Genomic DNA, 20470 nt, shown 5'->3' on the forward strand with positions numbered 1-20470 from the left:
TACAGGAGCGTAGCCGAACGTACCGGCCCCCGTCAGGCGTTCTCGCTCACGATGCCGGGAAAGAGGGCGCCCAGCTCAGCGAGGGTGTCCGCCATCGACGTGTGGTGCACACCGACCATGCCCGCGGCCACCGCTCCGGCCACGTTCACCGCCGAGTCGTCCACCAGCACGCACGTCGAGACCGGTACGCCAAGGCGGTCGGCCGTCAGGCGGAAGACCTCCTCCGAGGGCTTGGCGACGCCCACCTCGCCGGAGAAGACCAGCGTGTCGAACCAGCCAGCGAGCCGCCGTCGCACGGCTCCACCACCCGCCGCGTTCGACAGCAGTGCCGTGCGGACGCCCTGGTCACGAGCGGTGTCGAGCACGTCGAGCAGCCGCGGGCCGTCCACGTCGGTCAGCACGCCCGCGTAGTCCACGACGATTCCCCGCAGCATCCACTCCACCGGCCCTCCTCGGCTGTTGTGACAATTCCGTTGGCGCCACGAGACGCATTCTTCCGTAGCGCATCACGACGCGACCCGGAACCGGAATCGCATCTTTCACCACCTCGGGCGACTTTTGAGTCGAATCGCGGTTTTTTCACCTCTATTTCCACAGGGTGGCCGAGGGGGCCATCCCGCATTACCGTTCCACCGGAATCCAGGGGGTAAGTATGATTACTCATTCGCCTTTGCGGGGGCTGTTACCGCTCAATCCGTACGAACCCGCGAAAGGCCGGGACGCGTCGCCGAGCACCGAGTTGCCGGAGGGCCAGCTCACGCTCGACGACCTGCTCGCCGACATTCCCGCGCAGCGCGCGGGCGGGCGGCCGCGACCATTGCTCGAGCGGAGGCAACTGCACCGCGTGCTGGCCGCGATGTTGGAGGTCCACGCCGGGCGCAGACCCGCTGTCCAACTCGGACAGTGGCTTACGCCTGCGCTGCAACGGAGAATGCGGGAACGCGCTCGGATGACCGGACCGCGCTACACGTTGCACAAGGTGTACACGTGCCGGCCCGCGGAGAGCGTGGTGGAGGTGTGCGGCACCGCCGACACCGGTGAACGCGTACTGGCCGTGACCGCCCGGTTCGAGTATCGCCGCGGCAACTGGCGCTGCACGTCGTTCACCGTGCTGGAGCCGGGCAGGCTCGGGCCCCGGTAGCCCGGAACGGGTTCGGCCCGCGCCGCACAATGCGACACGGGCCGAATCCGGTCCTCGCCCGGCTACTACCGGCGAGCACCCTTCTTGTTCTTCTTCGCCTGCTCACGCGCGGCGGCACGGCGCTCCCGCCGGGTGCCCCCACCGCCGGCGCCCGCGGCACGCTTCTCGCCATCGGCGGAACCGCGCTTCTCGACGCCGCCACCTTCGGCGGGACCGGAGTAGGTCAGCGCCTGCTGCCCGTCGCCGTCGAGACCCTTGCCCCGAAGCGCGGACGGAACGGCCTCGCGTCCGGCCGGCCTGCCGGTGTCCGGCTGCTGCGGCACCGGCCTGGCGTGCCTGCCCGTCGCCGCCTGCTGGCCGTTGCCCGCACTGGCCGCGGCGGCCGGTGCTGCCGCCGCCGCGGGCTGCGCCTGTGCCTGCTGCTGGTCGGCCTGCTCGACCTGGAGATTGAACAGGAAGCCGACGGCTTCCTCCTTCAGCGAGTCGAGCATCGCGTTGAACATGTCGAAGCCCTCGCGCTGGTACTCCACGAGCGGGTCGCGCTGGGCCATCGCGCGCAGGCCGATGCCCTCCTTGAGATAGTCCATCTCGTAGAGGTGCTCACGCCACTTGCGGTCGAGCACCGACAGCACCACGCGGCGTTCCAGCTCACGCATGGCGCCCTCGCCGACCTTGCCGTCGATGTCGGCCTCACGCCGCTCGTACGCCTTGGTGGCGTCCTCGAGCAGGATCTCACGCAGCCGCTCGGCGTCGAGGTCGTCCTCCTGCTCGGCGATGTCCTCCCATTTGACGCCCACCGGGTACAGCGTCTTGAGGGCGGTCCACAGCTTCTCGTGGTCCCAGTCCTCGGCGTAGCCCTCGGCGGTCGCTCCGTCGACGTACGCACTCACCACGTCGCGGATCATGTGCTCGACCTGTTCGCGCAGGTCCTCGCCCTCCAGCACGCGGCGGCGCTCGGCGTAGATCACCTTGCGCTGCCGGTTCATGACCTCGTCGTACTTGAGGACGTTCTTGCGGATCTCCATGTTCTGCTGCTCGACCTGGGTCTGCGCGCTCTTGATCGCGCGGCTGACCATCTTGTGCTCGATCGGCACGTCGTCGGGCAGGCGCATGGTGGTCATGACGCGCTCGACCATGGCCGCGTTGAAGCGGCGCATGAGGTCGTCGCCGAGCGACAGGTAGAACCGCGACTCACCGGGGTCGCCCTGACGTCCGGAGCGACCACGCAGCTGGTTGTCGATGCGGCGGGACTCGTGCCGCTCGGTGCCCAGCACGTAGAGGCCGCCGGCCTCGCGCACGGCCTCGGCCTCCTCGGCGACGTCGGCCTTGACCTCCTCCAGCACCTTCGGCCACGCGGCCTCGTACTCGGCCGAGTTCTCAACCGGGTCGAGGCCGCGCTCGCGCAGCACCTCGTCGGCGATGATGTCGGGGTTGCCGCCGAGCACGATGTCGGTACCGCGGCCCGCCATGTTCGTTGCGACCGTGACGGCGCCCTTGCGGCCCGCCTTGGCGATGATCAGCGCCTCGCGGTGGTGCGCCTTCGCGTTCAGCACCTCGTGCGGCACCCCGAGCTTGAGCAGCAGCTTCGAGAGGTACTCCGACTTCTCGACGCTCGTGGTGCCGACCAGCACCGGCTGGCCCTTCTCGTGGCGCTCCGCGATGTCCTCGGCGACGGCCTCGAACTTGGCGGGCTCCGTCTTGTAGATGAGGTCGGCCTCGTCGGCACGCACCATCGGCCGGTTGGTGGGGATCGGCACGACGCCCAGCTTGTATGTCTGGTGGAACTCCGCCGCCTCGGTTTCGGCGGTACCGGTCATGCCGGAGAGCTTCTCGTAGAGGCGGAAGAAGTTCTGCAGCGTGATCGTGGCGAGCGTCTGGTTCTCCGCCTTGATCTCGACGCCTTCCTTGGCCTCGATCGCCTGGTGCATGCCCTCGTTGAAACGGCGGCCCGCCAGGATGCGGCCGGTGAACTCGTCGACGATGAGCACCTCGCCGTTGCGGACGATGTACTCCTTGTCCTTGTTGTAGAGCTCCTTGGCCTTGAGCGCGTTGTTCAGGAAGCCGACGAGCGGAGTGTTGGCCGCCTCGTACAGGTTCTCGATGCCGAGCTGGTCCTCGACGAACTCAACGCCCTGCTCCGTGACACCGACGGCGCGCTTGCGCTCGTCCACCTCGTAGTGGACGTCGCGCTTCATCAGCGGCGCCATCCTGGCGAACTCGGTGTACCAGCGAGAGGACTGGTCGGCGGGACCCGAGATGATCAGCGGGGTCCGCGCCTCGTCGATGAGGATCGAGTCGACCTCGTCGACGATGGCGAAGTTGTGCCCGCGTTGCACGCAGTCGTCGAGGCTCCACGCCATGTTGTCGCGCAGGTAGTCGAAGCCGAACTCGTTGTTGGTGCCGTAGGTGATGTCGGCCTTGTACGCCTCACGACGCGCCGACGGCGGCATGTCGGACAGGATCGAGCCGACCTCGAGGCCGAGGAAGCGGTGGATGCGACCCATCCACTCCGCGTCACGTTTTGCCAGGTAGTCGTTGGTGGTGACGACGTGGACGCCCTTGCCGGAAATGGCGTTGAGGTACGCGGGCAGGACCGAGGTCAGCGTCTTGCCCTCACCGGTCTTCATCTCGGCGACCTGGCCGAGGTGCAGGGCGGCACCGCCCATGAGCTGGACGTCGAAGGGTCGCTGGCCGAGCACCCGCTTGGCGCCCTCCCTCGCGACGGCGAAGGCCTCGGGGAGCAGGTCGTCGAGCGATTCGCCGCTCTCGTGCCGCTTGCGGAACTCCGCGGTCTTGCCCCGCAGCTCGGCGTCCGAGAGGTCCTTGACGTCGTCTTCGAGGGTGTTGATGGTGTCCGCGATGCGGCGCAGCCGCTTCACCATCTTGCCCTCGCCCGCACGGAGCAGGCGGTTCAGAAGCATCCGGGTCGACCTCGCTAGCTGTATCCGGTGGTCGTCGTCGCAGCACCCCAGCGGGTGCCGGGCAGCTTGACACGCGCGGCCCTGAGACCACGCAGTACTCCCCATCGTAGGGAATCTCGGGACCCGCGTGCACACGGCGTCGCGAACGGGCATCCCACTCCACCCACGTCCATGCAGGCCGACGGCCCGTGCGCGGGAACGCGCACGGGCCGTCGGGCGGAATGGTCGAAGCGCGGACGGGCGGTCAGCCCAGGCGGATCACGCCGTAGTCGAAGCCCTTCCTGCGGTAGACGACGCTCGGCTTGCCGGTGTCCGAGCAGTTGAAGAGGTAGAAGTCGTGTCCGACCAGCTCCATTTGGTAAAGGGCCTGGTCGACGGTCATGGGTTCCGCGGAATGCTGCTTCTCGCGCACGATGCGGCCGGGCTCGTGGTCGGCCACACCGTCGTCCCAGCGCTGCTCTGGGAGCTCGATCTCCTCGGCGGACACTGCCGTCGCGGGCTCTGCGGGCGCCTCCATCACGGCGGTCGCGGCGGAGCGCCGCCCGCTCGTGGGGGAACCGCTGGGGCCTGCGGCCATCGCGGCCGCGGACGTGGCCTCCGCGACGGACTCAGGGGAGCGGCGACCGTAGTGGATCCGTCGCCGGTCGTGCATGCGCCGCAGCCGGTTCTCGAGCTTGCTGATGGCGGAGTCGAGCGCGGCGTAGAAGTCGCCCGCAGCGGCAGCGGCCCGGACGGCGGGGCCCTTGCCCTTGCCGGTGATCTCAACGCGCTGGCAGTTCTTGGACTGCCGCCGGTTCGGCTCGTGGAAGAGCTCCACGTCGTACCGGATCACTTTCCTGTCGTAACGCTCCAGCCGCGCCAGTTTCTCGCTGACATGGAGCCGGTAGTGCTCAGGCACCTCCACGTTGCGACCCTTGACGACGATGTCCATACACGACCTCCCTCGCTGATTGCGGCGAGTTACCTTCTGGACGAAAAGCGCCGGGGGGACAAGGGATCACGCCGGCACGACTCCTCGTGCGCGCTCCCGCGAACTTCAGGGTTCCTCCGGCGCTAGGGGCATCGGCTCGTCACCTCCCTGCGTGCCGGGATAGCTGTTAGCGGAGCACGTTAGCCCGCTTGTCTCACTTACAACAGCCCCCGAGGCGGGGGACGTCGAACGGTGAGTGGCGGTCACGATCCGCAATGGACTCATGGAGTCCCGGGCGGACGCGGGCCCCGTTCGGAGCAGCGCACCGCCCCTGCGGGCATCACCCAGGCGCGCGCGGCTCACCCATGCCTGCGTCGGGGTGACAGCGGGCCGCCTCATACCCCTCCAACGCGCGGGCTCCGCCGCCGGGTTCCCACCCACCCGATCGAGTGAAAGTTTCCGACAAGCCCTCCGATCAGACCGCCGTCAGGGTGAGCGCCGCGGCTACCTCGAACCCGGCGAGGGTCAGCGTCCGTCGCGCCGCCGCCAGCGTGGCCCCCGTGGTCACGACGTCGTCGAGCAGCACGATCGGAGCGCCCGCTGGCGGGGCTCCCGCGGACCGCAGCAGCAGCCTGCCCTCCAGGTTGGCGGCGCGCTGCGCGCGATCGAGGCCGACGGCGTCCCGCACGCCAGGCGCCAGCTCGAGCGCCGGGGCCACGGCAGCGGGGCGGCCGCCCCGCGCGAGCACGGCCGCGCAGCACCTGGCCAGGCCGAGCACGTGCGGCCCGCCCCGCGCTCGAGCGGCCGACCTGCGGGAGGGCACCGGCACGAGCCACCATGTGCCGTGCTGGTCCGGCCGCGCCCCGGGCAGGTATGGCACGGCACCGGCGAGCAGTCGCCCGAGCGGCTCGGCGAGGTCGCGACGCCCGCGCTCCTTGTAGCCGAGCACGAGCCGCCTGGCCACGCCGTCGTAGGCGGCCAGCGCGTAGACGCCCTCACCTCTGGGCCGGGGCGCGCCGAACGCGGCGGCGCACTCCGGGCAGCACGGGGAGCCCCGCCGCCCGCAGCCCGCGCAGGTGGAGGGCAGCAGCAGGTCGAGCGTGGCCAGGCCCATGGAGGACAGTCGACGGGTGAGCACGCCCGCCAGCATGCGGGCCACCACCGACAGTTCCGGTTCAGCCGGGATAGAAGGGCTTCGCCTCCGGCCTGCTGTGCGGGTGCGGGCGCCACACGTCACCCACGTCGCTCGCCGTCCACAACCCGCTCGCGTCGGCCACCACGATCGGCCTGCCCGGCGCCGCCGTGATGGCCCGCATCGGCGGCGTGAGGTTGGAGCTGTTGAACTGATCGAGCCGTAGGCCGTCGACGGGCACGCGCGCGACCGGGATCGAGTCGGAACCCGTCGCCACGATGAGCGTGTCCTGGCTGATCCAGTCGACGTCCACCACGCTGTGCAGCTCCCCTGCCTGCAGGATCCTCGGCGCGCGCAGGGTCACCGACGAGCCGTCCGGCGCACGCACCACCGAGGCGACCACCACGTGCCCGCCCGCGATCATCGCCACCCGCGAGCCGTCCCTGGACAGCCGCAGGCCCGTGATGGGCCCGACCGCGAGCACCTCGGAGGCGTTCACCGACTGCGGAAGCCACCGACCGTCCGGCCCGCGCAGGACCCGCACGACGTTGGACCCGTCGACGACGGTCCACAGCTCGCCCGACTTGCCCCCGCTCGACGTCGCGGGCCGCCAGCTCGGCCGCGTCATCGTCATGCCGGGCAGGTCGACGATCCGGTCCTCGGCTCCGTAGTCGCCCACCCGCAGGCGCACGGCGGGCCCGACCCGCTCGACCACCGCGAGCTGGTCGCCGGTGATCGACTGCGCCGCGCTCTCCACGGTGTACGACCCGTCACCGGCGGGGCCGTCGATGGGCGCGCCGGTGCCGAGCGAGCGGAGCTGGCCGCCCACCGCCATCAGCCCCGGCAGCTCCGAGCTGGGGGAGGCCTGTGCCTCGTACGCGGGCACCTCGCTCGGCCGCCAGTCGATGTGGCCCGGTACGAGCGCTGTGCCGTCGGAGAGCAGTCTGATGCGGCTCGTGGTCACGTACTGGAGGGAGCGGACCACCTGCGCGGCGATGAGCTCCTTGGCCTGCACGCTCTGCTCCTCGACGCCGCTCAGCGGCACCACGAGCGCCCCGTCGTTCGCACCCGTCACGTTGCTCTCGAGCGTCGCCGACTCCCCGAGCGGGTTGCGCACGGCGCCGCTCAGCCCGTTCGACGGCCCGGCGAGCAGCAGGTCCATCACCCGAGCGGGCAGGCCCGACTGCGGCCGCGCGACGACGTAACGCAGGTCGGGCACGAGCGCGCTGGAGTCAGGAGCGAAGAAGTACACCGGCACGCGGAAGTAGCTGTCGGTGAAGTCGCTGTAGGTCACCAGGATGCTGTCGGGCGGATCGACGATGCGCCACTGCCCGTCGGCCTGCAGCCGCAACCGCACCGGCACCTGCACCGGCTCGTCGGAGGGGATGAACGCGCTGTCCGAGCCGAGCCTGCCGACGAAGTTGCCGCGCAGCATCACGAGCCGCTCGTCGGCGTCGGGCGACTGCTGGCTGCCGGGCCCGTATACGGTGCCGAACTCGTCCTCGATGATCGCCAGCGACTGGTCGGGCTTCCACTCCCTGCGGGTGTTGCCGGAGAGGTAGGCGCGCGCGGCGGCGTGGTCGTTGGTGGGCTGCGCGCTCGCGCGGACGAACTCGCGCACCACCGACAGCGGGTCGAGGTCGGGCGTCGGCTCCGGCACCTCCTGGGTCGGTTGGCCGAGCCGCTCGCGCGGGATGGCCTCAGGCTGCGACTCCGCGGGGATGGCCGCGCACCCGCCGAGGGTCACGACGCATGCGAGCACCGCGAGCAGCACGCGGAACCTGCCCCGGATCACCGGACCTCCTCGTGTTCCACGACCGTGACCGTGAGCTCGGCGTGCCCGTTGCGCTGCACGGGCTCCGGGGCGCGCGCCGGAGCGGCGTCCTCGGGCGGCAGCGGCAGCGGGCTCTCCCCCGGCGGCTCGCCGACCCGCCTCGGCAGCGTGAGCCGGAAGCAAGAGCCCCTGTCGAGCTCGCCCCACGCGTCGAGGGTGCCGCCGTGCAGGCGGGCGTCCTCCTGACTGATGGCAAGGCCCAGCCCGGTGCCGCCGGTGCGCCGGTTGCGCGAGGGGTCGGCGCGCCAGAACCGGTTGAACACCAGCTCGGCCTCCCCCGCCCGCAGGCCGACACCGTAGTCGCGCACGGTCAGCGCGACGGCGTCGTCACTGGCCACGAGGCGCAGTCGCACGGGTTCGCCCTCGCCGTGGTCGACCGCGTTGGCGAGCAGGTTGCGCAGGATCCGCTCGACCCTGCGGGCGTCGACCTCGGCGGTGACCTCCTCCTCCGGCAGGTCCAGCTCGATGTCGCTGCCCGCGGTGCCCGCGATGACCTTGACCTGCTCGACGGCCCGGCGCGCGATCGGGCGGACGTCGATCAGCTCCGCCGACAGCTCCTCGACGCCCGCGTCGAGCTTGCTGATCTCCAGCAGGTCCCCCAGCAGCGTCTCGAACCGGTCGAGTTCGTCGACCAGCAGCTCCGTTGACCGGGCGAGGCCGGCCGGGAACTGCTCGCGCGAGGCGTGCAGGACGTCGGCGGCCATGCGGACCGTGGTGAGCGGGGTACGCAGCTCGTGGGAGACGTCCGAGGTGAACCGGCGTTGCAGCTGACCGAACTCCTCCAGCTGCCGGATCTGCCGCTGGATACTCGCCGCCATCTCGTTGTACGACAGCGCCAGCTTGGCGAGATCGTCCTCGCCGACCACATCGAGCCTGCGGTCGAGCTCGCCCTCGGCGAAGCGCTCAGCGGCTTCGGCAGCACGGCGGACCGGCCGGACGACCTGGCGGGTGACCATGTTCGTGATGCCGGCGAGCAGGAGCAGCAGGACCAGACAACCGACGAGCAGCGTGTTCTGCACCGTCGCGACGGTGTTCTGCTCGGTGGTGAGGGGGAACAGCAGGTACAGCTGCAGCGGCCGGGTCGTCGTGGTCACCGGGGTGCCGACGACGAGGTAGGTGATGCCCTCCGCGGTGTGGATCTGCTTGGCCTGCGAGTTGTTCTCGACGAAGTTGCGCAGCCCGCCCGGCACCTTGTCGTAGGGCCCCGCGTAGACCGCGTGCTCGGAGGTCTCGTCGGGGTCGCCAGCGGCGAGCACAGGTTCGAACGCGCCCGCCGCCGAGCTGGCGGTGTCCTGGGTCGCCGTCGAACTGCTGGTGATCTTCTTGATCGCGTTGTTCAGCCGGTTGCGCAGTGCCTCGTCCTGGCCCGCGTCACCGACGAGCTCGCTCTCGGCCGTCTGCACGACCACCTGGAGCTGGGCGATCGCGGCCCGCTCCTTGGTGTCCATCAGCCGCTCGGTGATCTGGTTCTGCAACACCATGCCGAGCACGAACACCACGGCCGACGACAGGGCAAGCGTCGAGACGGTCACGCGGAACTGCACCGAGTGCCGCCAGAGCTCGCCGAACGCGACGACCTTGCGCCGGCCGTACGTCGCCGCGCGACGGGCCAGCGCTATCGCCGACCAGCCGAAGGAGGCCAGTCGTTGTCTCATGGCTCGATTATGGTGGGCCGGCCTTGTAACCCACACCGCGCACGGTCAGCACGACCTCCGGGTGCTCCGGATCCTTCTCCACCTTGGACCGCAGGCGCTGGACGTGGACGTTCACCAGGCGCGTGTCGGCGGCGTGCCGGTAGCCCCACACCTGCTCCAGCAGGACCTCGCGGGTGAACACCTGGCGGGGCTTGCGGGCCAGCGCGACGAGGAGGTCGAACTCCAGCGGCGTGAGCGGGATGGCCTTGCCCTCCCTGGTGACCTCGTGCCCCGGCACGTCGATGACCAGGTCTCCGATGGTGAGGCTCTCGGCGGGCTCCGACTCGGTGCGGCGCATGCGGGCGCGCACGCGCGCGACGAGCTCCTTGGGCTTGAACGGCTTGACGACGTAGTCGTCGGCACCGGACTCGAGGCCGAGCACGATGTCCACGGTGTCGCTCTTGGCCGTGAGCATCACGATCGGAACCCCGGACTCGGCCCTGATCGCCTTGCAGACGTCGATCCCGTTCATGCCCGGCAACATCAGGTCGAGCAACACGAGGTCCGGCTTCAGCTCGCGCAGCGCGGGCAGCGCGCGCGAACCGTCGGCGACCACGGCGGTGTCGAACCCCTCGCCGCGGAGCACGATGGTCAGCATCTCAGCCAGGGCGGGGTCGTCGTCGACGACCAGCACACGTGCCTTCATGAGCACATATTCGCACCACTTCGCACGCCACTTCGCATGACCCGGCCATCTGGCGCCGAGACTAGCCCAGTTGGACGATCGCCGCGTCGTGTTCCAGGCGCTTGCGCAGCCGCAGGAACGGCCTCGGCCGGTTCATCGCGAGCACCCCGGTGAGCAGGCCCTCGCGGTGGTAGGTCGCGACGAACCATTCCGCACGGCGATGCGGGGTTGTTCACTCGCGGTCGTCCAGTGCTCACCGCCTGCGACGTCGCCGACGGCGACCACGCGGGAATTGCTCGTGACACAGCCGGGATCGCAGCACACCCCGTGGCCGACGGCGAGTCCCGAACCGGCAAGCCATTCGGTCGCGGGTGTACTCCCGATACCGGTCACGACCACCTCGGCAGGCAGCCACGACCCGTCGGCGAGCGAGACGCCCGTGACGCGGCCGCTCGCCGCCGTCACTCCGGTCACTCCGGTGCCCGCGAGCAGCCGGACGCCGTTGTCGCTGTGCAGCCCCGCGGCGACGGCGCCCATCCGCTCGCCAAGGACCCCCGCCAGCGGCACGGGAGCCGCCTCCACGACCGTGACGGCGCAGCCGAGCGCGTGGCACGCCGAAGCCACCTCGGCGCCGATGAACCCGGCTCCGATCACCACGACCCGCGCGCCGTCGGTGAGCTCCGCCCGCAGGGAGAGCGCGTCGTCGAGGGTCCGCAGGGCGTGGACACCGAGCAGTTCTGCTGTGCCCGCAAGGGTTTTCGCCGTGGCGCCGGTGGTGGCGACGACGCCGTCGGAGCCGTCCGGAGCAGCCCTGCGCCCGCAGCTCCTGCGCGGCGCGCAGCCAGGCGAGCGAGGTGCCCACGACCCCGACCGTCCTCATGCGACCCCTTCCGGACGTTCGTGTCGACGAAGCACCCCTCCACCCAGCCGTCGGCGAGCGAGGCGTCCTGGTGGGTGCGGGTGTCGTCGACGGCGTAGTAGCCGTCCTCGGCGTTGAAGACGGCGATCGGTACGTGCGCGAGGACGCGCACGGCCTCCCCCTCGGGAAGGTCCGCGACATCGCAGGCTCGGATCATTCCTGACCTCCGAGAAACGACCTGTTGCGTATTATGCGGTCAACATCGCAATACGCAACAACCCGCGCCGAGGACCTCACCCGTCGAGGAGTTCACCTGCTTATAACGCGCCGATGTCGCCCGGACGGCGCAGTGGTCTTGCGTTCAAGAGTTAGTGTTGCGCCATGCGGAACTCCGATGAGGCCAAGGGAGCCGCCAGCCCGGTCCAGTCCGTGGACCGGGCGATCAACGTGCTCGAACTGCTCGCCCGCAACGGCGAAGCGGGGATCACGGAGATCGCGGACGAACTGGGCGTGCACAAGTCGACCGCGTCGAGACTCGTGGCCGCGCTGGAGAACAGAAACCTCGTCGAACAACTCGGAGAACGCGGAAAGTACGCCATCGGGTTCGGCATCGTGCGGCTCGCGGGCGCCGCGACCGGGCGCATGGACCTCGCCAGACTCGGCACGCAGACCTGCCAGTCGCTCGCCGATTCCCTCGGCGAGACCGTGAACATCGCCGTCGCCGACGGCGGGATCGCGATCAACATCAGCCAGGCCGTTGGCACCGCCTCGGTCGCCGCGCAGAACTGGACCGGCAGGCGGACCCCCCTGCACGCCACTTCGAGCGGCAAGGTGCTGCTGGCCTTCATGAACAGCGCCGAGCGGCGCAAGGTGCTGCACCGCAGGCTGGAGGAGTTCACCCCGCGCACCCTCACGGCGCCGGGCGAGCTGGCCGCCGAGCTGGAACGCGTCGCCGACGACGGCTACGCCGCCTGTTTCGAGGAGTTCGAACTCGGCCTGCATGCCGTCGCCGTGCCGATCTACGGCAACGGCGGCGAGGTGATCGCCGCGATGAGCGCGTCGGGGCCGTCCTACCGGCTCTCCCGGCAGCGGATCCGTCAGCTCGTCCGGCCCATGACCGCGGCGGCCGCGGAACTGTCCGGCCAGCTCGGCCACTTCCCCGCGTAACCCACCTGCCAGAACGGGCTTGCCACGTGGAATGACCTGACCGTGGCCCGGCTCGACGCGGAACGCTTCCAGGTCGGGCTCAACAGTCCGCTCGACATCGACTGGCTGCGCAGGCCGCTGCCCGGCGACGGCGCGGTGAGCCTGCGCGAGATCACCTCCGGCACGTGCTGCGCCGGGCTGTGGGGGCCGAAGGCACGCGACATGCTCCAGCCTCTGTCCACAACGGACCTCTCTCCCAAGGTGCTCGGCTACTTCAAGGGCGCGGAGACCTTCGTGGGCAACGCGCCCGCACCGCGCTGCGACTGTCCTATGTGGGCGAACTGGGCTGGGAGCTCTACACCACGGCCGACCTCGGGCGCCTGCTGTGGGAGGCCGGGCTCAACATCGCCTACGCGTGGCTGCCCGCCGAAGGTGGCGGTGCGGTCCTGAGGGGGAACGAGGTGGCGTACGACGTGATCGGGCTCGGCGACATGGGCAGCGCCGCGGCCCATGTCGCCGAGCGCGGGCAGCGGGTGCTCGGCCTCGAACAGCACTTCCCGGCTCTCCCTTGGTACGCCCCACGAGTTCGTCGAGTGTTACAGTGAGTTTAGCTTATGCTGAAACTGCTGTAGGAAGTGGGTCGCGTGAGCGAGCAAAAGGCGTTGCTGGAGTGGGTGGAGCAGGTCGCGATGTACCTGGCGCGCGACGGTGTGCCGCCGATCGCCGGGCGGGTGTTGGGTTGGCTGATGGTCTGCGACCCGCCGGAGCAGTCCGCCGGGCAGATCAGCGCAGCCATCGGCGCCAGTCGCGCCTCGTTGACCTCGAACCTGCGGGTGTTGTCCAGCATGGGGTTTCTGACCAGCCGGACCCGGCCGGGCGAGCGGACGGTCTACTACCGGATGGCGGAAGGAGCCTGGGCGGTCGTAGTCCGCAGGCAGATCGCTGGCATCACTTCATTCCTCGACATCACCCGCAAGGGCCTGGACCTGGTCGGCCCGGACGACGGCCGCGCCGGGCGCGTTCGCGAGGCGCACGCCACCTTCGAATGGATGGCCGCGGTGTTCGACAACGCGCCACCCCTGCACACCGACGACCCGACCGGCGGGGAGACAGCATGACCAGGCAAGCGATCGTGGTCGGCGGCGGCATCGGCGGACTGGCCGCCGCGTTGGCCCTGCACCGGATCGGCTGGCAGGCCACCGTGCTCGAGCGCGCACCCGAACTGGGCGAAATCGGCGCGGGCATGTCCCAGTCCCCCAACGCCCTGCGCGCGCTGACCGAACTCGGTGTCGAGGAGCAAGCCCGGTCGGTCGGAGTGCCTACCCACGCCTCCGGCAACCTCCGCCGGCCCGACGGGCGCTACCTGCAACGCGCCCGACCCTCCGACACCACCGCGCTGCTGGCCTTCCACCGCGCCGACCTGCACCAGGTGCTTCTCGATGCGCTGCCTACCGGCTGGGTCCGCACGGATGCGGAGGTCACCGCGGTATGGCAGGACGACAGCTCGGTAACCGTCGCGTGCGGCGACACCGAGCTAAACGCCGAACTGGTCGTCGCCGCCGACGGCATCCGCAGCACCGTCCGCCGGCTGCTGTGGCCGGACGCGCCGCCACCTCGCTTCCTGGGCCGCACCGCATGGCTGGGCATCGCCGAGATCGCAGACCTGCCCGGCAGCATGACGCTCGGTCCAGGCGGCTACTTCCTCATCCACCCCATCGCCCGCGGCCGCGCGTACTGGGCCCACGTCACCACCGCCGACGAGCCCGGCCTCCGCTACGACCACGACAAGGTCGAGGTAGCCCACCGAGTCGCCACCTGGCACGAGCCGATCCCGCAGCTGATCGACGCCACCCCGGACGAGCGGATCATCCACATCGACATCCACGACCTGGACCCGTTGCCGACCTACGTCCACGGTCGGGTAGCGCTACTGGGCGACGCCGCCCACGCGATGAGCCCGGACCGCGGCCAGGGCGCCGGGCAGTCCATTGAGGACGCCGTCGTTCTCGCCGCCGCCCTCGCCGACGAGAACGCGATCGAGACGGCCCTCTTCCGCTACGACACCGAACGTCGCCCGCGAACCCAAGCCACCGCCCGGGGGCCCGCACCGACGGCCGACGCACCACCTCCAGAACCGCCCACCGAGCCATGGTCACCATGATCCGGCTGATGCCCGCACCCTTGTGGCGCAAAGGTATCGCTGCCAACGGCAACCCCACCTGGCGATGGCAACCCCCGCGCCTGCGATCACCGGCCCCACCTCACTGAGCCAGGCGCCTGCCCTCGACCACAAGTTCATCCGAGCACGCACAGGCAGCCCCTGCCCGACCACGTGATCGTGCACCGGATGTTCCCGCTCGCCGCCGACCGCAGGTGGTCGAGTGCGACTGGCTGGACTCACCGGAGGTCGTCGGGTCGGGACGGGACATCTCCCCGTCGATGGAACTGTTCCACCGCGTGAACGAGCAGGACTTCGCGGCGTGCGAGTGCTGCCGGCCCGCGATGAACTCAAGCTCCTACGCGGACGGCGGCGTGCTCGCCCCCTCCGAACACCACATCGGCGAGTTTCACGACTGGCTGCTCAAGCGCCTGGCCGGGTGATCGCCTCTGCGAGCGCGGCGGCGTCGACCCGCTCGGCGCCGTCGACGACGTGCCAGCGCGAGAGCCAGTCGCGCGCGGCCAGCTCGTCGTATACGGCTGCGCACCGGGCCTGCAGGTCGTCGTCGGACTCGAAGGCGTCCTTGCGGCGGTCGGCGTCCGCCCGCGCCCGGCTCTCGGCGCGGGCGGCGGCGACCTCCGGCGAGACGCGCAGCAGGACGTGCGCGTCGGGGACGGGCAGCCCGAAGCGGTCGAGCTCCAGCCGCCGCACCCACTCCACCACGGGACTGTCCGCGCCCTCGTGCAGGCGGGCGGCCTGGTAGGCGGCGTTCGAGGCGACGTAGCGGTCGAGCAGCACGACGTCGTGGGTGCGCAGGTCGGCGCGGATGGCCTCGGCGGCGTCGCGCCGGTCGAGCGCGTACAGCAGCGCCATGCCGTACACGGACTCGCCGAGGTCCCCGTGCTCGCCGTGCAGCGCCTCCCGGACGAGGTCGGCGTGCACACTCTCGCCGTAGCGGGGGAACGCGAGCGTCGCCACGCTCGAGCCCAGGTCGTGCAGCGCCTTCGTCAGCGCGTCGCTCAGCGTGCGCTTGCCCGCCCCGTCGAGACCTTCGATGACCACCAGTCGACCCACGTGGCCACTGTAGTCAGCGCACCTCGAGGCCGTTCGCCTTCGCCACGTCGCCCTGCCGTTCGTCCCGTGTCACGAACATCACCGGCTCACCGCCGACGAGTGCCGCCGTGTCGTGCGGCGCCACGGCGAGATGCGGCCCTGGTGCGTCAGTAGCGGTAGTGGTCCGACTTGTACGGGCCCTCCACGTCGACGTCGATGTACTCGGCCTGCTCCTTGGTCAGCTTGGTCAGCTCTCCACCGAGGGCCTGGAGGTGGATCTTGGCGACCTTCTCGTCGAGCTTCTTCGGCAGCCGGTACACCTCCCTGTCGTACTCCTCGTGCTTGGTGAACAGCTCCACCTGCGCGATGACCTGGTTGGAGAAGCTGTTCGACATCACGAAGCTCGGGTGCCCCGTGGCGTTGCCGAGGTTCAGCAGGCGCCCCTCGGAGAGCACGATGATCGAGTGACCGTCCGGGAAGGTCCACTCGTCGACCTGCGGCTTGATGTTCTCCCTGCGGATCCCGGGGTAACGCGCGAGACCGGCCATGTCCAGCTCGTTGTCGAAGTGGCCGATGTTGCCCACGATCGTCTGGTGCTTCATCCGGGCCATGTGCTCGGCCATCACGACGTCCTTGTTGCCCGTCGTGGTGATCACGATGTCGGCCTCTGGCAGCACCGACTCCAGTGTCTTGACCGGGAAGCCGTCCATCGCGGCCTGCAGCCCGCAGATCGGGTCGATCTCGGTGACCACCACGCGCGCGCCCTGCCCGCGCAGCGACTCGGCGGCGCCCTTGCCGACGTCGCCGTACCCGCACACCACCGCGACCTTGCCGCCGATGAGCACGTCGGTGCCGCGGTTGATGCCGTCGATCAGCGAGTGCCGGATGCCGTACTTGTTGTCGAACTTGCTCTTGGTCACCGAGTCGTTGACGTTGATGGCCGGGAACAGCAGCTCGCCGGCCGCGGCGAGCTGGTACAGCCGCAGCACGCCGGTGGTGGTCTCCTCGGTGACGCCCCGGATGCCCTCGCCGATCTTGGTCCACTTGCCGGTGTCGGCGGCCAGCGAGTCCCGCAGCAGCTGCAGGAAGACCTTCCACTCGTCGGGGTCGTTGTCGTCGGCAGCGGGCACCACGCCGGCGCGCTCGTACTCGGTGCCCTTGTGCACGAGCATCGTGGCGTCGCCGCCATCGTCGAGGATCATGTTCGGACCGGCACCATCACTGCCGTCCCAGGTCAGCATCCGCTCGGTGCACCACCAGTACTCGGCGAGCGACTCACCCTTCCACGCGAACACCGGCACGCCCCGCGGCTCCTCCGGCGTCCCGTGCGGGCCCACCACCACGGCGGCGGCCGCGTGGTCCTGCGTGGAGAAGATGTTGCACGAGGCCCAGCGAACCTCAGCGCCGAGGGCGACCAGCGTCTCGATCAGCACCGCCGTCTGCACGGTCATGTGCAGCGAGCCGGACACCCGCGCGCCCCGCAACGGGTACACGTCGGCGTACTCCCTGCGCAGCGCCATCAGCCCCGGCATCTCGTGTTCGGCCAGCCGGATCTCCTTGCGACCGAACTCCGCGAGCGCCAGATCGGCGACCGCGAACTCCACACCGTTTCGCGTCTGGTGCAGAGAAGCAACGCTTTCAGGGGCCATCTCGGAACAATCCTCCAGACTCGCTGTGCCGCCAACCGGACGGACCGACACCTGCACATTACCGTTGTTTGTTCGTTCGTCGTCCTGCCAACCAGCGAGGAGATCCCCAGGTGCCCCTCCCCGGCCCCGATGCCCGCGTCGTCGAACTGCGCGTTCCGGGGCTGATAGGTACGAGTGGCGAGTCGTTGCTCGACTCCGTCGGCACGGTCGACGTGGCCGGTGACGGAGTCGGCCGCGTGATCCGCCCCTCCGACCGGCTGCGCAGGCCCGCGCCCGGCCCGGTCCTGCAGGCGCTCGGCCGGTCGGTGCCGCGCACGTTGGAGGGTTACCTGTGGAGCCGGATGACCTCGGGCGGCGCCGCGAAGGCCACGTGGGCGCTGCTGTTCCCGTTCTCACTAGCCAACGTGGCGCACTGGATGCTGCCGCCGGTGCCCGAGGGCAAGCGGTTGCCCTCGGTGCTCGGCGTGCTGTGCCGGGGCCTGCTGCGCCTCGCCGCGTTGCTGCTCACGATGCTGCTGGTGAGCCAGCTCGCCGTGGTGACGCTCGACCTGTTCGCCGCGCAGTGCCTGGCGCCGGGCAGCGGATGCCTCACGGCCGCGCCGTCCTGGGTGCGGGACGTCGACGGGGTGCGCATGGCGCTCGGCGTGGTGCCCCTGTTGCTGGTGGTGTTCGTGCTCTTCCGGGTGTCGTCGGCGAAGTGGAAGGTGAGCGCGCCGGAACGACGCCCGCTCCCCGGCAAGGGACTGCCCGGTGACGAGCTGGTCGACGGCGCCGACACCGCGATGCTGCGCTGCCTGCACACGGTCGCCGCGCTCGCGTGCGTCGCGCTGCTGCTGCTCGGTGGCCCGCTGCGGGTGCCGGAGCGGACCGCCGACGCCGTGCTGTGGTTCGCCACGCTCGGGCTACTGGGCATCGCGGTGCTCGCCACCATGGTGCGCGCGCACCGGCTGCTCCCGGTCGTGCCGCGGACGGCGCTGCTGGCGCTCGCGGCGGGGCTCGCGGTCGCGGCCGCCGTGGTGCGGACACCGCTGCCGGTCACGCTCACCGGCACCGACGACACCGTCGAGGGCATCGGTGCCGCGCTGCTCGTCGTGTGTGTGCTGTTCGGGCTGCTGCTGATCCCGGCCGCGCTGCTGGCGAGGCCGGCGTGGGCCACGCTGCCGAGGCGGCTGCGGCCGTGGGCTGGTGGCTGGGCCGCGGCGCCAGCGCTCGCGCTCGCCGGGCTGCTCGGCGGCGGGTTCGGCGCTGGGCTCGCGATCGCCCTGCGCGAGCTCGTCGGCACCCGTGGTCTGCGGCTGCCGGAGAGCTACACGCTCATCACGCTGCTGTGGGGCGCTGGGCTCGCGGTCGGCGCGCTGCTCGCCGTGCTCGGGTTCGCGGTCGCGGTGCCGCTGCGGCGCGCTCGCCGTGGCATCCCCGACGTCGTCCGGCTCATGGAGACGCGTGAGGAGGACGAGGAGGAGGCGGCCACGGCGTGGGCGCGGTCGAGCTGGGAGCGCAAGTACCTGCACCGCATCGTGCTCACGATCGTCTTCGTGCTCGCCGTGGGTGTGGCCGCGCTGCTCGCGGTGCGGCTGGGCTTCGGCTCGGTGCCGACCGCGCTGAACCCGCTCTCCGGCGTCGGCGTGCTCACGCTCGGCGGGCTCGCGGCCGGGTTGCTGCGGGTGGTCTACACGGCGGCGACCGGGCCGGAGCGGAGCCGTCACCTCGGCGCGTTCTCCGACCTCGTGTGCTTCTGGCCGAGGGCGGCGCATCCCGCCGTACCGCCGTCGTACGCGCTCAAGGTGGTGCCGGAGCTGGCCCAGCGGGCACGCGAGCACCTTGCCGAGCCCGGCGCGCGCGTGGTGCTCGCCGGATACCACGTCGGCGGGCTGCTCGCGGTGATGAGCGCGGCGAGGCTGGCGGCCGAGCTGCCCGCCGCCGACCGCGAACGAGTCGGCGTGGTGACGGCGGGGGCGCCCCTGCAGTGGGGCTACCAGCGCGCGTTCCCGGCCGTGTTCCCGCACGACTCGCTCGCCCGCCTCTACGGGCAGCTCGACGGGCGCTGGCGCGGGCTGTGCCGGGGCACCGACACGTTCGGCGGCGGCGCCACGACGTGGCGGCATCAGGTCACCGAGGACAAGCTTCTCGGCATCGGCTACCTGCCCGACGGCGGCGTCGGCGCGCTGGAGCCCGCGGTGCAGGGCCCGACCGGGGCGCTCGTGCTCGGCGGCGACCACTGGCTGCCGGATCCCTTGCGCGAGCCCATCAACGGCAGGCGCTGGGTGGCCGGGGTGCGCAGGCACGCGGACTACGTCGCCGACCCGGAGTGGGACCGCGCCGTCGTGCTGGCCGCCGGCCTCGAACGGGCCGACATGACGGCGCGGCTGGCCGAACAGGTGCCCCTCTTCGAGGGCCTGCTCGGCCAGCCGCGCGTCAGGGAAGGCTAGGGCCTACGGCGCGTCCGTGGCCCCTACCGCGGCAGTGAAGGCCACCTTCACTGCGTTCAACGCAGTGAAGGTGGCCTTCACTGCGGGTGGCGATCCCGCTAGGAACTGCGCCGCAGCCGGGTCAGGAAGACCAGAGCGCCGCCGCCGACGAGCAGCAAGGCGCCGAGGCCGATGAGCCATGCCCCGCCGAAGCCGGTCGAGGCCAGGTCGCCGCTGTCACCCGCGGGCGAGACCGGAGCCGCGCTGGTGGAGGTGCCGGCTCCACCGGCGACGGACGACGTGGTGGTCGTGGTGGCGGTGTCCCCGGACTCGCTCGTGGTGGTCTCGGTCGAGCTGGACTCCGACGTGGTCGTGGAGGTCTCCGAGGTGGTGGTCTCGGTCGTCGAGGTCTCGGTGGTGGTCGTGCTTGTGGTCGTGGTCGTGGTCGTCTCGACGCCGCACACGTACCAGTGGCTGATCGCCGGGATGTTGCCGCCCTTGTTCAGCGGCGAACGAAGGTCCGTCCACGGAGGCGTGGTGGGCAGGCCCCGCTTTCCGGGCTCGTAGACGTTGTGCCTGTCGCCGCCCTTGACGACGATGCCGGTCACCGTGACGTTGCCGGGCACGTCGGTGATAGTCACGTACTGGTCGACGTTGTGCTTGCCGCCTTCGTAGGTGAGGACGCCCTTGTCGATCAGGTCTCCATCGAGACCGGCGTGCTCACAGGTGGTGGCATTGCCCTCGCCGATCTCGGCGCGCGGGTCCTCGTGGGCAGTCGCGGAAGCGCTGACGGCCGAGCCGACCAGCAGGCCGGCCGTCAGCGCGGCGACGACGACAGCGCGATGGGGCAATCTCTGAGTCAAAGGCATGCGGTACTCCGTACGAGGTGGGAGGTAACGGACAAACGCCGCTCTCGGCATACGAACCGCACGGACAGTAC

At 70.7% G+C, this 20470-nt stretch carries 18 protein-coding genes and 2 pseudogenes; 8 read left to right on the top strand and 12 right to left on the bottom strand.

Annotated features, from left to right (window positions below):
- Positions 1–32: 32 nt before the first annotated feature.
- On the bottom strand, positions 33–434 hold the full coding sequence (locus DI005_RS35515; RefSeq protein ID WP_113645068.1) for an HAD family hydrolase: 402 nt from the start codon (positions 432–434) through the stop codon (positions 33–35).
- A gap of 218 nt (positions 435–652) precedes the next feature.
- Here DI005_RS35515 and DI005_RS35520 point away from each other — a divergent pair, with 218 nt between their 5' ends.
- The gene (locus DI005_RS35520) at positions 653–1141 is read left to right on the top strand and encodes an Rv3235 family protein (RefSeq protein ID WP_112270949.1); all 489 of its coding nucleotides are present in this window, start codon (positions 653–655) and stop codon (positions 1139–1141) included.
- Between the two features lie 65 nt (positions 1142–1206).
- Here the strand turns inward: DI005_RS35520 and secA are convergent, their stop codons facing one another.
- The 8 genes and pseudogenes from secA to DI005_RS39345 all read right to left on the bottom strand — a co-directional run.
- Complete coding sequence (gene secA / locus DI005_RS35525; protein ID WP_113644966.1) at positions 1207–4062, bottom strand: preprotein translocase subunit SecA; 2856 nt, start codon at positions 4060–4062, stop codon at positions 1207–1209.
- A gap of 244 nt (positions 4063–4306) precedes the next feature.
- Positions 4307–4993 (bottom strand): ribosome hibernation-promoting factor, HPF/YfiA family, encoded by a 687-nt coding sequence (gene hpf, locus DI005_RS35530; RefSeq protein ID WP_112270946.1) that lies wholly within the window; start codon positions 4991–4993, stop codon positions 4307–4309.
- Between the two features lie 454 nt (positions 4994–5447).
- Positions 5448–6122, bottom strand: a complete 675-nt coding sequence (locus DI005_RS35535) for a ComF family protein (RefSeq protein WP_233520432.1) — start codon at positions 6120–6122, stop codon at positions 5448–5450.
- 25 nt (positions 6123–6147) lie between these two features.
- Positions 6148–7899 (bottom strand): LpqB family beta-propeller domain-containing protein, encoded by a 1752-nt coding sequence (locus tag DI005_RS35540; RefSeq protein WP_112270944.1) that lies wholly within the window; start codon positions 7897–7899, stop codon positions 6148–6150.
- Positions 7896–9593 carry an MtrAB system histidine kinase MtrB gene (gene mtrB, locus DI005_RS35545; protein WP_113644967.1) on the bottom strand — a complete coding sequence of 566 codons (1698 nt, stop codon included), beginning with the start codon at positions 9591–9593 and terminating at the stop codon, positions 7896–7898. The genes DI005_RS35540 and mtrB overlap by 4 nt, the downstream gene beginning before the upstream one ends.
- 7 nt (positions 9594–9600) lie before the next feature.
- Positions 9601–10278, bottom strand: coding sequence for an MtrAB system response regulator MtrA (gene mtrA, locus DI005_RS35550; protein ID WP_112270940.1), 678 nt, complete (start codon positions 10276–10278; stop codon positions 9601–9603).
- Positions 10279–10410: 132 nt separating this feature from the next.
- Positions 10411–10992: an FAD-dependent oxidoreductase gene (locus DI005_RS35555; RefSeq protein ID WP_369973659.1), complete on the bottom strand. Its 582-nt coding sequence runs from the start codon at positions 10990–10992 to the stop codon at positions 10411–10413.
- A 167-nt stretch (positions 10993–11159) separates the two neighbouring features.
- Positions 11160–11333 (bottom strand): annotated as a pseudogene (locus DI005_RS39345) (Rieske 2Fe-2S domain-containing protein); the annotation flags it as partial.
- A 164-nt stretch (positions 11334–11497) separates the two neighbouring features.
- On the opposite strand from DI005_RS39345, the gene DI005_RS35565 reads away from it, so the two are divergent.
- The 6 genes and pseudogenes from DI005_RS35565 to DI005_RS35585 all read left to right on the top strand — a co-directional run.
- On the top strand, positions 11498–12283 hold the full coding sequence (locus DI005_RS35565; protein ID WP_113644968.1) for an IclR family transcriptional regulator: 786 nt from the start codon (positions 11498–11500) through the stop codon (positions 12281–12283).
- A gap of 42 nt (positions 12284–12325) precedes the next feature.
- The gene (locus DI005_RS38795) at positions 12326–12712 is read left to right on the top strand and encodes a hypothetical protein (protein WP_369973657.1); all 387 of its coding nucleotides are present in this window, start codon (positions 12326–12328) and stop codon (positions 12710–12712) included.
- Positions 12595–12867 (top strand): hypothetical protein, encoded by a 273-nt coding sequence (locus DI005_RS39845; protein WP_323808401.1) that lies wholly within the window; start codon positions 12595–12597, stop codon positions 12865–12867. The genes DI005_RS38795 and DI005_RS39845 overlap by 118 nt, the downstream gene beginning before the upstream one ends.
- Before the next feature lie 39 nt (positions 12868–12906).
- The gene (locus tag DI005_RS35575) at positions 12907–13380 is read left to right on the top strand and encodes a GbsR/MarR family transcriptional regulator (protein WP_113644969.1); all 474 of its coding nucleotides are present in this window, start codon (positions 12907–12909) and stop codon (positions 13378–13380) included.
- Entirely contained in the window at positions 13377–14423 is a 1047-nt protein-coding gene (locus DI005_RS35580; protein ID WP_199543501.1) for an FAD-dependent monooxygenase, read from the top strand. The genes DI005_RS35575 and DI005_RS35580 overlap by 4 nt, the downstream gene beginning before the upstream one ends.
- A gap of 159 nt (positions 14424–14582) precedes the next feature.
- Positions 14583–14863 (top strand): annotated as a pseudogene (locus DI005_RS35585) (SRPBCC family protein); the annotation flags it as partial.
- Here the strand turns inward: DI005_RS35585 and DI005_RS35590 are convergent.
- Together DI005_RS35590 and ahcY are read right to left on the bottom strand one after the other, a co-directional pair.
- Positions 14844–15494 carry a dTMP kinase gene (locus DI005_RS35590; RefSeq protein WP_113644970.1) on the bottom strand — a complete coding sequence of 217 codons (651 nt, stop codon included), beginning with the start codon at positions 15492–15494 and terminating at the stop codon, positions 14844–14846. The pseudogene DI005_RS35585 and the gene DI005_RS35590 overlap by 20 nt on opposite strands.
- A gap of 146 nt (positions 15495–15640) precedes the next feature.
- Complete coding sequence (gene ahcY / locus DI005_RS35600; protein WP_112270929.1) at positions 15641–17122, bottom strand: adenosylhomocysteinase; 1482 nt, start codon at positions 17120–17122, stop codon at positions 15641–15643.
- 110 nt (positions 17123–17232) lie between these two features.
- Between ahcY and DI005_RS35605 the strand changes: the two genes are divergently transcribed.
- On the top strand, positions 17233–19551 hold the full coding sequence (locus DI005_RS35605; protein WP_113644971.1) for a hypothetical protein: 2319 nt from the start codon (positions 17233–17235) through the stop codon (positions 19549–19551).
- Positions 19552–19649: 98 nt separating this feature from the next.
- Here DI005_RS35605 and DI005_RS35610 read toward each other — a convergent pair whose 3' ends face one another.
- The gene (locus DI005_RS35610) at positions 19650–20399 is read right to left on the bottom strand and encodes a hypothetical protein (RefSeq protein ID WP_112270925.1); all 750 of its coding nucleotides are present in this window, start codon (positions 20397–20399) and stop codon (positions 19650–19652) included.
- Positions 20400–20470: the final 71 nt, after the last annotated feature.

The organism is Prauserella sp. PE36, from assembly GCF_003311655.1.
Classification (GTDB): Bacteria; Actinomycetota; Actinomycetes; order Mycobacteriales; family Pseudonocardiaceae; genus Prauserella_A; species Prauserella_A endophytica.

Coding starts and splice junctions, on each gene's coding strand:
- DI005_RS35515 (WP_113645068.1), bottom strand. CDS start 434: ATGCTGCGGGGAATCGTCGTGGACTACGCGGGCGTGCTGACCGACGTG.
- DI005_RS35520 (WP_112270949.1), top strand. CDS start 653: ATGATTACTCATTCGCCTTTGCGGGGGCTGTTACCGCTCAATCCGTAC.
- secA (WP_113644966.1), bottom strand. CDS start 4,062: ATGCTTCTGAACCGCCTGCTCCGTGCGGGCGAGGGCAAGATGGTGAAG.
- hpf (WP_112270946.1), bottom strand. CDS start 4,993: ATGGACATCGTCGTCAAGGGTCGCAACGTGGAGGTGCCTGAGCACTAC.
- DI005_RS35535 (WP_233520432.1), bottom strand. CDS start 6,122: ATGCTGGCGGGCGTGCTCACCCGTCGACTGTCCTCCATGGGCCTGGCC.
- mtrB (WP_113644967.1), bottom strand. CDS start 9,593: ATGAGACAACGACTGGCCTCCTTCGGCTGGTCGGCGATAGCGCTGGCC.
- mtrA (WP_112270940.1), bottom strand. CDS start 10,278: ATGAAGGCACGTGTGCTGGTCGTCGACGACGACCCCGCCCTGGCTGAG.
- DI005_RS35565 (WP_113644968.1), top strand. CDS start 11,498: ATGCGGAACTCCGATGAGGCCAAGGGAGCCGCCAGCCCGGTCCAGTCC.
- DI005_RS35580 (WP_199543501.1), top strand. CDS start 13,377: ATGACCAGGCAAGCGATCGTGGTCGGCGGCGGCATCGGCGGACTGGCC.
- ahcY (WP_112270929.1), bottom strand. CDS start 17,122: ATGGCCCCTGAAAGCGTTGCTTCTCTGCACCAGACGCGAAACGGTGTG.
- DI005_RS35610 (WP_112270925.1), bottom strand. CDS start 20,399: ATGCCTTTGACTCAGAGATTGCCCCATCGCGCTGTCGTCGTCGCCGCG.